Origin of the sequence: Chryseosolibacter histidinae (assembly GCF_018598225.1) — a bacterium.
GTDB lineage: Bacteria > Bacteroidota > Bacteroidia > Cytophagales > Cyclobacteriaceae > Chryseosolibacter > Chryseosolibacter histidini.
In genome coordinates this window covers 128905-143674 of the sequence record NZ_JAHESF010000005.1, presented here as the reverse complement: position 1 = coordinate 143674, position 14770 = coordinate 128905, and the positions used below count along the sequence as shown (strand labels likewise).

Below are 14770 nucleotides of genomic sequence, written 5' to 3'. Positions count from 1 at the left end.
ATCTGACAGTAGGTAAATGGTAGCTGTATCGTAGCTGGCTTGTCAGGTTTATGTAGGGTTATTGGGAAGGTGTGACTTACGTAGATGCCTTTGTTCGGGACCTTGCGAGAATAGAAGACTGGCCCCTTCGTTTCGGACAACCCTTTGAAGGTTTAAAACCCTCGAAGGGTTCTACCGTTTCTGCTTTTTGTTTTGCGCTTTGAGGTATTCGTTGAAGTTCCTTGTCTGTGCAATTTCGAAATCAATGATGCCGGCCTCTCTGTTCAAGCCGTCTTTTTTCATCTGACCTGAAATGATCTCGAGGATGTTGAGAAAACTATCTTCGTGGTAAGGATATAAGTATGCCGCCTCTCTGTAGAACCGGAGCTTTTCGTCAGGTGATAATTTTTCTAAAGTTGCGCTCAGCGATTGAATGTCGACCGGTGCGGTGATAACGTTTGGGGTTATTGCCGGCACATGCTTGCAACGGATACCTATCCCATCGATGGTTTTAATGAAATAGCCTGCTTCTCTTTCTTCGTAGAGTGACCGGTAGTACTGATTGAGGTTGGTGATCTTCTTTAGCGCAAAATTCTTGTGAAGAAGCTGAATCGTCTTCTCGCGCTCGTCATCATCTCCGGACCCATGGCGAATCCGTTTTATTTCCTCATCGAAATTCATTTGCGTAACGTCCTTGAAACGGATGATCTCAGCATTCCATATCATTGTCATGATGCTGAGGAAATCGTTAAAATTCCCGGCAAAAAGAATATTGGACTGCTTGGGCCTGTTAGTGTCAAAATCTGTTGGGCTGACAAAAAGCACCGGCGCATTTTCGAGATCGGGCTGACTGGTAAAATCCGTTACGAACGCAAAATAACATCCGTCACCTCCTGTTGAAGCAAAAGGAATAATATCAACCGGTGCCGGGAAATAAGGCTTTGTAGTGTGAAGAAAGAAACCGATCGTTTCCAGGTTGACAACTTTGCGCTCCGAAAGCTCTTCGAGTTTGATCAACCCCTCGGGTTTTTCATAGCCGCCAAGTACTTGCTGCTGGGAAATTTTCCGGGTTGCTTTTTCATACAGCTCCTGGATTTCGTGGTCCTGAGAATACATGGTCAAACTGGAATTTAGAATGATGATGATGTCAATGATCCGAAAACCGGCGATAGCTGTCATGAATTTTTTAGGAATATGCTACAAAAACAAGAAGGTACCAACTGGCGGCTTCGAAGGGCGACGGAGTTCCGGAGCGTGGGAGACTCTGCTAGTACCTTTAAAACGTCACGTCAACGCCGCACCGGGTTAAAACCCGGTGCTAGCGATGACAAACCCCTGTCGGGGTTATTCGAAGCGCTCAACATGATGGCTTTGGTGGAGATCCTTTGTCCAGAGGATTGGGCTGACCTTGTGCAGTTTCATTGGCAGTTTTTTTTCTAACCCTTTGATGTTTCGGGAGTTTCGAACGGTTTTTGGCTGATATTCAACGCAACTGTAAAAAAAGTAGTCACCAACAGGATTAACGGGAGCTCATCCAGAGACAAAAAATATCTTTTATCGAACATGTACACCAGAAGGAATGACGCGGCTCCTGTTAACAGTACAAAAAGAACTGTTGCTATCACAAGATTGACGACTATCCATCTTGTTTTTGCGTATGTAAGAACGATGACGTTAATCATACAGATAGCCAACACAATGAGAACTCTGACTACCTGGTTAACCTCATTAATAAAATCGTTATGGTGAATTGTTCTAATGATATTGGCCGTAATCTCGATATCATACATATCAGGCAGTACATCCTCCTCCGCTCCATAATATGGATTCAGCGGTGTTATTCTGCAATTTTTGAAATAATAGATCTCGTCCGTTACGTATTCTCCCATATAACCGAGAAGGACAGTCTTGTTCTCCAGGTAATCGGGATCGAACCAATAATAAGAATTGTTCAGTTCGCCTTTAAGCCTATAATCCAATCTTACTCCGTAATTAATTCGTTCCCAGTCATTTCCCCTGCCCGTAAATCCTGTTAGCTGCAATTCAAAATAATCAGATCTGTCAGTCTTAAAATGTGTGACGGCATTACCGTCGCCAACGATCTGACTAAGTGCTCCGGGCTGGGAGCTATCACAATTTGCAAATATGACCCGGTCGTTTTCCCTGTATCGTGCAATAAGACCTTTAGGCACTTTATCAAAATGGCAAAGGTTGACCCCTATTCTCGGCACTCCGGTAATCAATAAGGAGTCAATTTTAGCGGCAAGCTCATCGGGTTCAAGTCGTCCGATGTTAAGTAACAACAGTGCATCGTCTATATCGGGTTCGTTTCTGACAACGAATAGCGCTTCTCTCGTCCGCTTCGTCAAATCCAGGCTGAAGAGATTGATATTAACAAAGTGGTACAACCCGACGATGACAATGGCAAAAAAAATACTGAAGATATATCGTTTCATTCCAGTTAAATTCAACTATCGTTTTCAATGTAACATCTTATTCAAGATAAGCACATTATCATACATAGCCTAGTTCACCCAAGAACGCGGAGTCCCGGAGACCGGAGACTCCGATGTCACCCGGAAACCGGCGACCCTACTTAATAACCCTTTGAGGGGTTAAGAGCCCTCAAAGGGTTTTATCTCGGTTCGTGGTTAGAGTTCTATTACTCGTTTTACATTGATCTCCTTCAGAAAATGCTGGTCATGCGACACCACGATGAGTGTTCCGCTGTATTCATTGATGGCGCCGGTGAGAATCTCCGTGTTCTGGATGTCGAGGTTGTTGGTGGGCTCGTCCAGCACAATGATGTCAGGGGCCTGGTTGCCGATGGTGAGGCAGCAGAGCATCAGCCGCATCTTCTCGCCACCGCTCAGGGTGCTGCAGGGTTTGTCCCAGAAATCTTTTGTGAACAGGAACCGGTTCAGCCTGATCTTCACCTCGTGCTCTTGTAATGCCGTGAAGTTGAATGTCAGCGCCTGGTCATAGACGCTGAGCTGATCATTGATCAATGAATAATCCTGGTCGATGTACACCGCTCTGTCCACCACACGGCGGATGGTACCGGCCGTCGGCTCCATTTCTCCCAGCATTATTTTGATCAGCGTTGTTTTGCCTGAACCGTTCGAACCTTTAAGGACGATGCGTTCGCCACTGGTTACCTGAAAGCTCATCGGCGCGTTCCACAACATCTGACCGTTGTATCCAAAGTTTATGGCGTCCGCTTCCACCAGCACCTTGCCGCTGTGAAGCGACGAGTCGTCAAAGCCGAACTTCATCTTTTCTGTGCCGGGAAGTGTGCTTCGTAATTCGTTCAGCGCCTGTGCTATGCCCTGCACTTTGTCGGCATGGGCACCTTTGAGACGCGCCGTGCTCTTTTCGGCATTGTTCCTGAACGTGTTCATGGAGATGGTAGGAAGCCCTTCTCTCTCCTGCTTTTTCTTTCCACGCGCATCGAGCTTCTGCTTTCTCTCGGCGGTTTCGCGCTCAACCTCCTTTGCCTTGCGCAATTCTTTTTCCTTGCTTCTCACGTCCTCATGCAAGGCATTGCGTTCAACCTGCTTTTGTTCTGCGTAAAAATCATAGTTACCGCCATACATGGTAATACCCTGCCTCCTGAGCTCGTAAACGGTGTCAAGCAGGTTCAGCAATGTTCTGTCGTGACTCACCACCACCAGGGTAGCGGACGCAGATCGTACAAAATTGTATAAGCGCTCGCGACTGCCGGTGTCGAGGTGATTGCTGGGTTCGTCCAGCAGCACGATCTCAGGCTGATGAATGAGGATACCAGCCAGGAACACTTTTGTTTTTTGTCCACCGCTCAATGACCCCATTTTCTGTATGAGGTCAAGGTCTGAAAGTCCCCAATAGGTTAAGGCTTCGTGACACCGCGATTCGATGGTCCAGTCATCATCGAGCAGCGCCAGGTTCGATTCTGTGGCGTGGCCGTCGAGGATCTCGTTCAGCGCCTTTAATTTTTGATCGATCTGAAGCGCCTGACCAATGGTGAGGTCGTTGAATTGTCCGAACAGTTGTGGAATGTAATACGGTGTTGAGGTTCGCTCCACCCGTCCGCCCGATGGTTGCAAAGTACCGGCAATAATTTTCAGCAGCGTGGATTTTCCAACGCCGTTGTTGCCAACGAGAGCAACCTTCTCGTGTTTGTTGATGGTGAAACTGATGTTGTCGAACAGCACATCCTGGCCCGGATGTCCGTAGGTGATATCCTGTATTGTAAGCATAATTCCTCTTTAGAAGTAAACAATGAGGGAAAGCCGTCTTGGGCTATCCTGTTATTCTTATGAGAGAAATTACATCCTACATTAAACGGACTTGTTTGGTGTGGTGCAAAGATATGAAATTTTTTGTTGTATTGGAGCCACGGTTGAAACCCGTGGCCATTGATGAGTAGTCTTCTGAATTTGAAAATGGGTGCGAGAAGGTGAATCAGCGGTTGTTGGTCCGGGCTCCCGTTCGCCAATAGCGATAACAGGAGATCATTAGCAATACGACGGTCACCACCATCATCAGGTATGAAACAAGGATGAGGATGGTTCCGGTGTAGTAATAACCGTACGGAGGATCAAGGCCGTAGATGGATACTAGGTACGTTCCTGAGAAGTAGGACGCGGCGGAGAGCAGCGCGGTGAACAGGATCTTTTTGAGTTTCATGTTATTGGTCTGAGACATTTATTTACACAGCATCCCAGAAAAACTACTGCGATCATCAAATCAGCGTCATCCGCGTGATCTGCGGGAACCTGGCTGTCACACCAGATTTTCTTTCACGGCTTTGTTCACCATGTCGATGGCGTTGTTGACATCGAGCTTTTTCATGATGTTGAAGCGGTGGGTTTCGATGGTGCGCACACTCTTCGAGAACGTGTCGGCGATCTCTTTGTTGTGCTTTCCGTCGATCACCATGCGCAAAATTTCTTTTTCTCGGCGGGTGAGGCGGTAGGGGTCTTCTGCAGGCGCGGTGTTGCGAACCACATGAGGCTTTGCATTGAGCAACTGGTTGGCCAGTATGTTAGAGACAGCGCCGCTGAAATATTTGCTGCCGCCATGGATCTGCTTCAGCGCCTTCACAAATTCATGCTTGTCTGTATCCTTCAGCAGGTAGCCATACGCGCCGGCATCGAGCGCCTGCAGCACGTACTCTTCTGAATCGTGCATGGAGAGGATCACGGCTTTGGTATCGGGGGCATATTGCTTCAGCCTGGCCGCGGCTTCCAGGCCCGTCATCTCAGGCATGCGGATATCGAGCACCAGGATGTCGGGCTTCAGCGAGCGGGCCGACTCCAGCGCCTCGTTACCATTGCCCGCTTCACCGATCACGTTGATATCGGCTTCCGACTCAAGCATCGCCTTAATGCCCTTACGCACCAGCACGTGGTCATCTGCAAGCACAATATTTATTTTATCCATAGTTGTCGTTTCATTCTGCTGTTGCCAAACTTCTTACGGGTACCGTCAGCAACACGGTGGTCCCTTTGCCGGGCGCTGAGTCTATCGTCAAATTTCCGTTGATGTATTCTGTACGCTCGTACATATTGAAAAATCCGCGGCCCGATTCAATGTTCATATTCCTTGCCTCCACCAGCTTCGTATCAAACCCCCTGCCCTCGTCGTGCACGGTGATCAACAGGTCGTTGCCTGTTTTCTTCAGGTCTACCGTGATCACTTCGGCGCCGGAATATTTGATAGCGTTGTTGATCGCCTCCTGAATAATGCGGAAGATATTGTCTTCTGTTTTTTGGGGGAGCCTCTCGATCTCGCCTGAGGTTCGATACACCAGTTTGATATCTGTCAGCTTGCCAATTTCCTGGATGAAGACATTCAGCGCCGCCTGCAGTCCATAGTCACCGAGTACAGTAGGCTTCAGGTTGAAGGTCACCCTGCGTACTTCCTTGATCACCTCCTTGATCAGCTGCTCGATCTCACCGATCTTCTGCTGTGCCTGCGCACCTTCTTTCAGGTCGATGGACTCGATCTGGAATTTCAGGGACGTGAGCATCTGGCCAATACCGTCATGGATGTCCATGGCGATGCGCTTGCGCTCTTCTTCCTGCCCTTCCAGGATCAGCACCGAGCGAAACTTCTGCTGGTTGATCTTCTTCTCGATCTCCGCCCTGTTCTTGCGGTTCATGTTCTGCTCCGCTTCCTTACGTTTGGTGATGTCAGCCCCCATCAGCACCAGCTCTTCAATGCTGTTGTCGTGGTTGTGATATACCGGCGTGATGATCACCTCTACCCAGCAGATCTTTTCGCGGGGGCCTTCAAATCGGATCTCGCCCTGCCAGGTTCCGCCTTCGGAGAGCACGTCCACGATCTCGTCCATCCACTCATCAGGATTGTTCATACCTGGAAAAAGGTCCGACAGGCGCATGTTGGCTTCAATGGCCTTTTGCCCGGAAAGTGTAGCCAGCGCTTCCGTAATAAAGGTCACGTTCCCACCCTTGTCGGCTTTCGCGTAAAGCCTCGGGTTCTCCACCGGCTGGTTCACGATGGAGATCTGCTCATATGATTTTTCCAGTGATGTATACAGCGCGCCGATCTCTTTCGACAATTTGCGCGCATTTTTTTCGGAAGACATCAGCTGGTTGATGGTGCGGTTCACCTGAACCGTAGTGGGTCGGAAAACAAAAAGGATCTCCAGGCCGATCACCAGAATGGAGATGCCAAGCAAAAAATATTCAAGCTTGCTGAGCATGGCTACTTTCTGGCGCGCCTCCTGGTCGTACTGAAAAACGATGTGGTCCATCTTCTGCAGGAACACCGTTTCATTGTCGAGCAGGGTGCGCATGGCCTGATGCAGCGCCGCGGTGTCAGGGTGTGCTTCTTTTTTGTATTGGATGATGGCCGTGGCGCTGTTGTAAACCTGCTGAAAATAAGGTTCGAGGTCGCTGAACATCTGCGTTATCTGCTCGCTGTTATCGCCCGGAAGGTTCAGCCCCTCATCGCCATGTTGCAGTCCATAGTGGCCGCGCTTCCACTGCTCAAGCAGGTTCTCCAGCGTTTTGATCTTATCGGGAAAATGTTTGTGCTCCAGGTCTGCGGTAAGCAGCAGTGACATCTTGACGATCCACTGGCTTTTATAACGCTGGGTACCGGCCAGGTTCACCACCCGCGAATCACTTACCTGACTGTGCAGGTGACGCTGGATCAGCACCTGCCCTACAATGGCGATGGTGGCGATCACGCTCAGGGCAAGGATATACCACATCCCCAGTTTACTGAACCGGTTGAACTTCAGTTTGTTCTCAGAAATGAAATCTAAGTTCATTTACGTAGCAATTTACGTACTCTGATTTAAATGATTAATAGGATGTACAGGATTAAAACACCAGTATTAAAGGATTTACAGGATGAACAGGATAAAATGCAGGGTTGAGACCTGGCATTTTAGTGTCCTCCACCTTCAGGTGGAGGTTTAGGGTTTGGCGACGCCGATGTAAACGAAGCCGTTTTCGATCCTAACCGGGTATACGGTGATGTTTTGCTCTTCGGCGTTGAGGCACTGGCCATTGCGTAGAGAGAAAGTTTTTTTATGGAACGGGCAGGCAACTTTGGGCTCGCCTTCTTGGGAGCCGATCATGCCGCGCGATAGGGCCATCTGCATTTTATGAGGACACAAATTCTGGCAGGCATACCATTCGTTGCGTCTGGTGAAGTTAAAAACAGCAATCTGCTGGTCACCATATTTCACACAGGCGCCACCATTTGCCGGAAAATCTTCAACACGTGCCGCCCTGAACCAGGTGTGATTGTCTGTCTCCACTGTGGTTGCGATCTTCAATTCGTTCAATTGTTCCATCCGTTTCTTGCGTTATCTGGTAGTTTTTGTATTCCAATCGGGAGGGCATTTCTGTCCGCGCATATCCACAAATGAAAGTGTTTCGTCTGCGCTCTCGTCGTTCACAAAGTGCCTGAAGCGTGCGCGGAGCTCGGGTGTTTCCACCACTTTTTTCCATTCGCACTGGTAGTTGTCGATGAGGCCCTGCATTTCTTTTTCGAGGTCTTCGCCGATGCCGAGCGAGTCGTTCACGATCACGTCACGCAGGTATTCGAGGCCGCCTTCCATTTTGTTGAGCCAGGTTGCCGTGCGGGTGAGCGGATCGGCGGTGCGGATGTAGAACATCAGGAAACGGTCTATCAGCTTCACGCAGGTATCCGTGTCAACATCCGACACCAACAATTTGGCGTGTTGGGGATGTGATCCACCGTTTCCGCAGACATACAGGTTCCATCCTTTTTCTGTGGCGATGATGCCGAAGTCTTTGGATTGTGCTTCGGCGCATTCGCGGATGCAGCCTGACACGGCACCTTTGAGCTTGTGCGGTGCGCGCAGGCCTTTGTAACGGTCTTCGACGAAGATGGCAAATGAAACCGAGTCCTGAACACCGAAGCGGCACCACGTGGAGCCTACACAACTTTTGACGGTACGCAGCGCTTTGCCATAAGCGTGACCACTTTCAAAACCTTCGGCGATCAGCTCCTGCCAGATGTCGGGGAGCTGGTCTACCCGCGCGCCGAACATATCGATGCGCTGGCCCCCGGTGATCTTCGTATAGAGGTTATATTTTTCAGCGATCCTGCCGATGGCCATGAGCTTGGCCGGTGTGATCTCGCCACCTGCGATGCGCGGAACCACCGAGTATGTTCCGCCGCGCTGAATGTTGGCCAGAAAGCGGTCGTTGGTATCCTGAATGGTGTCCTGCTCCGAGATCAGCTCATTCCAGATGCTGGCCAGCAGCGACGCCACAGCAGGCTTGCACACCTCACAGCCATCACCTTTGCCGTGGCTGTTGAGCAGCGCTTCGTAATCTTTGATACCCTTCACGCGAATGATATCGTACAGCTCCTGGCGTGTGTAATCAAAGTGCTCGCAGAGGTTCTTCTTCACCTTGAAGCCCATGGATTCAAGCGTGATCTTCAGAATGTCGTTGACCATGGGTGTACATCCGCCGCAGCCTGTACACGCTTTCGTATTTTTCTTCAGCTCCTGAATGGTCTTAACACCTTTTTCGGTGATCTGCGTCACAAGGTCGTCCTTGCACACATTTTCGCAGGAGCAGATCTGCGCCGTGCCCGGAAGACTTTTTACGCCGGCACCTTCTGCCGCTTTTCCCGGTGTGCCGATGATGAGCGATTCCGGTTGCGCGGGCAGGGGCATCTTGTTCACCACCATCTGGTGAAAGAGGTTATACTGCGCGGCATCGCCTACCAAAATTCCACCCAGCAGATATTTTCCATCGGCCGAGATGTTGATGCGCTTATAAACACCGTTGCGTTTATCCTGGAAGGCGATGGGAATACTACCAGGAGTGTCTCCGAAAACATCACCAAAGCTGCCTACGTCCACACCGATCAGCTTGAGCTTGGTAGACATATCATATCCAGTAAACAATTTAGGAGTCTCTCCCACGATCTCGCGCACCACACACTCCGCCATGTCATAGCCCGGCGCCACAAGTCCGTACACCATATTGTTATGGACAGCCACCTCGCCAATGGCAAAGATATTTTCATCACTGGTACGCAGCGAGTCGTCGACAATTACACCACCGCGGGCATGAACGTTCAGTCCGCAGGATTTTGCCACTTCATCGCGGGGGCGGATACCCGCAGAGATCACCAGCATTTCTACCGGCAACACAGTGCCATCTGTAAAATAAAGGGCTTCAAGCTTTCCGTTACCTTCGATCTTGGAAGTGCTCTTTCCTGTGTTGATGGCGATGCCCAGCTGCGAAAGTTTGTATGCCAGGATCGCAGCACCAGCATCGTCAAGCTGGCGGGGCATGAGGCGTTGTGCAAATTCAACCACGTGAGTCTCCAGGCCCAGGTCGATCAGCGCTTTAGCAGCTTCGAGGCCAAGCAGTCCTCCACCCATCACGGCAGCTTTTTTGATCTTTTTGCCGTAGCTCATGATCTGGTTCAGGTCTTCAATGGTGCGGTAAACAAAAACACCATCGCGCTCTGCACCTTCGATGGAGGGAACAAATGCACTGGAGCCAGTGGCCAGCACCAGGTAATCGTAGTGGTCGGTTTTGCCGGTATGGGTTCTGATGGTCTTGTGCTTCCTGTCAATTTCTGTTACCAGCTCACCGGTGAACAGCGTAACATTGTTCTCCTGGTACCATGATGCCGGCGCCATCAACAAGTCATCGGCGGTCTTTCCGGAAAAGTAGCTGCTGAGGTGTACCCGGTCATATGCAGGCCGCGGCTCTTCTCCATATATAATGAGTTCATGATCTGACGTGCGGTTACGTAGTTTTTCGCAAAACTTATAACCTACCATTCCATTTCCGACGACTACTACACGCTTCATTGCAAACGATTTAAGTATGTTTTGACCATTTTTTAAGTAATTATACGTAAAAATATTCAGCGGTCAAGTCAAATTTACGTAAATTTACTACGTAACCTATCTACGATTATGAAAAGAAGCGGGAAGTTGACCCTTGTTGGTGCCGGGCCAGGAGATGCCGAGCTGATCTCGGTCAAAGGCATGAAAGTTATACAGCAAGCCAGTGTGATCCTTTACGACGCATTGGTTTCTAAAGCGCTGCTGGATTATGCTCCCCAGGGATGCAAGCTGGTTTATGTAGGCAAGCGAAAAGGCAAAAAGGAATTTGCCCAGGAAGAGATCAACAGGCTGCTGGTATTCTATGCCATGCGGTACGAACACGTGGTGAGGCTGAAGGGAGGCGACCCGAATGTTTTTGGGCGCGGGCATGAGGAGCTGACATACGCCATGCGCGCGGGTGTGGAAGTGGAAGTGATCCCCGGTATTTCCAGCGCCATTGCAGCGCCCACGGCAGCAGGCATACCGTTGACGAAACGGGGCGTGAATGAAAGCTTCTGGGTGATCACCGGCACATTGTCGTCAGGTGAAATGTCGCACGATATTCAGCTTGCCGCGAGATCTTCTGCCACCGTGATCATTTTAATGGGCGTCTCGCACCTGAAGGAGATCGCTGCACTCTTTATGAAAGAACGTTCGGCAGCCGAGCCTATGGCCCTGATCCAGGAGGCTACGTTGCCACAACAAAAGATCGTTACCGGCACCCCTGCCGATATTGTACAACTGGCGCAAGACCATGGCATCGTCTCGCCCGCGGTGATCGTGATCGGCAAGGTGGTAGATGAAAGAAGCGTGCTGGAAGCGGTAGCCGGTGAAGCTGGTAATCGGTATGCGGTGATCGGTAATCGGTTTTGAACTTTTATTTACCTGAATTGAATAACCCAAATATGTACGAATATGGTAGCTGTGAAGAATTATTTCCTTTTCGAAGAAGACTTCGTTGAAAACAATGTGCGGTGCATTCCCATGATCGTCAGGTTCAAGCTGGATGCATGTGGTATCAAACTGAAGCTTGCCGAATGGAGCCGGATGAATGTTCACGAACGGGAAAATCTAGCCAATCTTCCCTGTGAAACGGATGAGGAGATCAGCCAATACCGCTACTACCTGCAACAATTGATCTATACACGCACCGGCAACACAGCTACGGAATTGCCCGTGATGGAAAATCCGGCGTGGTCGATGCTGGATGAAATTCCTTTCCCCTTACAAGAGAAGCTCCAGGAATTCAACTGGGCCATCTCCCTTCAGCAATGGCAGAAGCTCAGTGACCTGCAGCGGTTCGCATTGCTCAAGCTCAGCTATCCTGGACACGAGAACAAGAATTTCCCGAAAGCGATGAGGGAGTTTGAGTTGGTGGACTGAGGAAAAGGAGTAAGGAGCCAGGAGTAAGGAGGGGCGGGAAAATCATCGACAGTTCCGTCATGCTGAGCGAGGCGTGTGTGCAAGGCGGTCGGGTAGCGAAGCATCCCCATGACGCGGAGTGCGCATGGCAAGATATGCGCTCGAAGTAAATGCGCATTGATATTCGGGAATTCTTCACTCACACCACCAGCACATTATCCTCCGTTCAGAATGAAGGCCATAATCCTACTACAGGGGGATGTCACCAGGAGTGTTGATGTTTAACAATGTTTTGTCGTTAGGGGGATGGATCATGTGAGCATGATGCGTCGAGAGGAAATCCCTGGGACTAATCCTTCCCTGTTCGGTGAACTTCAGCAACAGCGGATAAGCAGCAGGTTCCCAGATGGTGAGCAGCGGGTCGGGAAGTTTTTCAGATGCATTGTAAAAACAGGTGGCAACCTTATTGCTATCGCGATGTGCGATCAGTGTATTGAGTACGTGATCGTCAACGTAGGGCATATCCACCGCCACGGTAAGCCACGCTTTATCCGGAAATTTTTTGAAAGCTGTGAGGATGCCATTGAGCGGGCTTTGAAGATCGAATTGATCAACGATGGGATTCAGGTTTTCCGGGACCTGCTGTTCAGCATTGCATGAAGTAAAGACCCTGGCACAACATCGCGATAGCAGATCAAACAAATGCTCACGCTGCGGTTTGCCATGGTATGAGATCAATCCTTTGTCCATACCCATGCGGCTGCTTTTTCCGCCCGATAGTACGAGGCCGTAAAGGTTAGATGCGATGTCCATAATTAGATCGGTGTTCTGGCAAAAGTAAGACTTATGGAACAGTAAATTGTTGCCAGTTGCCGGTTTCCGGATGGCCGGTTGGAAGTGTATTATTTTCACCTAGATGGTTTTAAATTTCAGGAGAAACATAACACTGCAAAACAAGGCCGAAGCCATGTCAGGAATATAACATTACAGACCGCAGATCAGGCGGAGTATCCATATATGTAATGCTTCGGGTGAATAGAGAAAGCTTGTCAGGAATGGAGGGCCAGGCTTCGTCCATCATTAAAATACTCACCTTAATTCTCCTCTCATGAAACGTGCTTCTATACAGTCCGCTTTACGGGCAGCGCTCCTCACACTGATCACACATTTTTTTCTGCTTCCGGTTTACAGCCAGGATGGTAATCATGACGATCTGCCATTGGTAAGAACTGTCGATCTGGCTACGATCGATCCGTCCCTGTTCACGCAGGAGGAGTGGTACGTGCCTTATTATCTTAAAAACTTTGCAGCAGTAGCCAACAGCGTTGTATCCAAAGGGCCTAACAGGGGGTTTATCGATATTGTTGTATGGCGTACGCCCGATGTAAACAAACCTTACAATGCGCGCATCATGGAAAGTGTTCTGAGCCTCGCGTGGTTCTATACGCATCAGCGGCCATGGAATGTCTATTACGGAGACCCGGCATTGAAAGCCCGGCTCGAAGCCGCGCTCACCTTCTGGTGTAACATGCAAAATGACGACGGCAGGTTCAGCGAGTATGCACCCCAGCAATGGAGTCTTGCGCCCACCGCTTTCGCCACCAAATTTGTTGGCAGGGCACTCTTCCTGTTACATGATGGGCCCGCCATCGACCCCTCCATCATGAAGCGTACTCAACAAGCACTGCGCAAAGCTTTTTACATCAGCTTCACCGACGCAAAAACCTGGGAGCACGGACGCAACTTCACCAACCAGTACGAAAACCTCTGGGGCGGTGTGCTCATGTATCTCCGGCAATATCCCGATGCGGAAATTGAAAAATTGTTCCATCAGCGCCTGGATGCCAGCATGAAAGAGTTTCAAAGTCCATGCGGCTACTTTTATGAAAAGAACGGACCGGATTGGGGATACAATCTCAGCACGCACCACAGCGATCTGCACGTGGCCTGGCATTACGTAAAAGGTACACCGCTGCAGCACTATATCGTTGATAAAACTGAAAAATGGTACGACTGGTTTACTTACAATGCTGTAAAGGAACCCGGTGAATCGCGCTACTACATCAACAAGGCAGTGGAAACACGTCAGCAAAAATGGTCAGTGCTAACCGATACGCTTGAAAATCCTTCAGCGGCAAGGTGGACACCACAAGCCGAATTTATTCCCGCTGCCCGCGCTTTTACCTTGAGCAAAGAAGAATATGCTTCGGCCACAGAGAAGCTCTATCAGCGGATGCGCAACCAGTATCCTCAGGTGGATGAGCTCAGGCAAGGACAGTTCTGGTCATTTTCGCCTTATGCCTTTCTGCACAACGACCTGGCAATGTGGTTGCCTTCTAACGCTGAGAAAAATAAATCCGTGGGCAACCTTCCCTACCTGAGGCGCGAGAACTTTAATGAAGTGCGAAAAGACAACCGAAACAACACAGTGTATACGTTTGTGAGGCGGCCAGCGTATTATGTCGCCTTCAATTCAGGATCGATACTGACATCGCTGCAGCGATATGGCCTTGGACTGATCTGGAATCCTGCAACGGGTGCCGTGCTGCAATCACAGTCCAACTCATCAGTAGCGGCGTGGGGCACGAAGGCCGATGGAAGTGAACAGGTTTATGAAGCAGGCGACGTTGCTGCAACTTTCACCCTTGACGGAAAGCGCTGGGAAGCTGCGGAAGGAAAAAATCAGCCGAAAGGAAATATCGGCGTGAAGTATCCGCTGAGATCAGGAACAAAGACCATTGAGTTCCTTCCTGAAAAGATCAAGGTCACAGTACTGCACCAGGGCTCCTTCACGGAAGTTCTCCCGTTGCTGGCCGATAACGCCGACGCTATCCGCTGCACTGATAACAGCATCATCCTGCAAAGTGGGAAAGGCACTATGACCATCAGCATTGGACCCGGCGCCAAAGTAAAAAAACTGAACGACGTTATTTCAACGCGGGGTGGCCACAAGGAATGTTACGTGGTTGAGATCAACACGAAAGACAAACTAGAATACGAGCTCAGTTTTAAAAAGTAGGCAGTAGGCATCCCGATAGCTATCGGGACCGATAAATCGGGAGCAGTAGGCAATTCGAAGCTATC

General features: G+C 49.7%; 12 protein-coding genes. 3 read left to right on the top strand and 9 right to left on the bottom strand.

Going from position 1 to position 14770, the window contains the following annotated elements:
* Window positions 1-171: 171 nt before the first annotated feature.
* From KK083_RS06955 to nirB, 8 genes are all read right to left on the bottom strand, one after another.
* Window positions 172-1158: a hypothetical protein gene (locus tag KK083_RS06955; protein WP_254161884.1), complete on the bottom strand. Its 987-nt coding sequence runs from the start codon at window positions 1156-1158 to the stop codon at window positions 172-174.
* A gap of 257 nt (window positions 1159-1415) precedes the next feature.
* Window positions 1416-2435, bottom strand: coding sequence for an EscV/YscV/HrcV family type III secretion system export apparatus protein (locus KK083_RS06950; protein ID WP_254161883.1), 1020 nt, complete (start codon window positions 2433-2435; stop codon window positions 1416-1418).
* Window positions 2436-2630: 195 nt separating this feature from the next.
* Complete coding sequence (gene abc-f / locus KK083_RS06945) at window positions 2631-4217, bottom strand: ribosomal protection-like ABC-F family protein (protein ID WP_254161882.1); 1587 nt, start codon at window positions 4215-4217, stop codon at window positions 2631-2633.
* Between the two features lie 205 nt (window positions 4218-4422).
* The gene (locus KK083_RS06940) at window positions 4423-4647 is read right to left on the bottom strand and encodes a hypothetical protein (RefSeq protein ID WP_254161881.1); all 225 of its coding nucleotides are present in this window, start codon (window positions 4645-4647) and stop codon (window positions 4423-4425) included.
* Window positions 4648-4743: 96 nt separating this feature from the next.
* A complete protein-coding gene (locus KK083_RS06935; RefSeq protein WP_254161880.1) occupies window positions 4744-5403 on the bottom strand; it encodes a response regulator transcription factor in 660 nt (219 codons plus the stop codon).
* 10 nt (window positions 5404-5413) lie between these two features.
* The gene (locus KK083_RS06930; protein ID WP_254161879.1) at window positions 5414-7261 is read right to left on the bottom strand and encodes a sensor histidine kinase; all 1848 of its coding nucleotides are present in this window, start codon (window positions 7259-7261) and stop codon (window positions 5414-5416) included.
* 147 nt (window positions 7262-7408) lie between these two features.
* Window positions 7409-7792 carry a nitrite reductase small subunit NirD gene (gene nirD, locus KK083_RS06925; protein WP_254161878.1) on the bottom strand — a complete coding sequence of 128 codons (384 nt, stop codon included), beginning with the start codon at window positions 7790-7792 and terminating at the stop codon, window positions 7409-7411.
* Window positions 7793-7804: 12 nt separating this feature from the next.
* A complete protein-coding gene (gene nirB, locus KK083_RS06920; protein ID WP_254161877.1) occupies window positions 7805-10306 on the bottom strand; it encodes a nitrite reductase large subunit NirB in 2502 nt (833 codons plus the stop codon).
* A gap of 108 nt (window positions 10307-10414) precedes the next feature.
* Here nirB and cobA point away from each other — a divergent pair, with 108 nt between their 5' ends.
* Both cobA and KK083_RS06910 read left to right on the top strand, forming a co-directional pair.
* Window positions 10415-11197: a uroporphyrinogen-III C-methyltransferase gene (cobA, locus tag KK083_RS06915; protein WP_254161876.1), complete on the top strand. Its 783-nt coding sequence runs from the start codon at window positions 10415-10417 to the stop codon at window positions 11195-11197.
* A 42-nt stretch (window positions 11198-11239) separates the two neighbouring features.
* Complete coding sequence (locus KK083_RS06910; protein WP_254161875.1) at window positions 11240-11707, top strand: nitrate reductase associated protein; 468 nt, start codon at window positions 11240-11242, stop codon at window positions 11705-11707.
* Window positions 11708-11935: 228 nt separating this feature from the next.
* Here KK083_RS06910 and mobA read toward each other — a convergent pair whose 3' ends face one another.
* On the bottom strand, window positions 11936-12499 hold the full coding sequence (gene mobA, locus KK083_RS06905) for a molybdenum cofactor guanylyltransferase (protein WP_254161874.1): 564 nt from the start codon (window positions 12497-12499) through the stop codon (window positions 11936-11938).
* Between the two features lie 295 nt (window positions 12500-12794).
* Between mobA and KK083_RS06900 the strand changes: the two genes are divergently transcribed.
* The gene (locus tag KK083_RS06900; RefSeq protein ID WP_254161873.1) at window positions 12795-14705 is read left to right on the top strand and encodes a hypothetical protein; all 1911 of its coding nucleotides are present in this window, start codon (window positions 12795-12797) and stop codon (window positions 14703-14705) included.
* Window positions 14706-14770 lie beyond the last annotated feature (65 nt).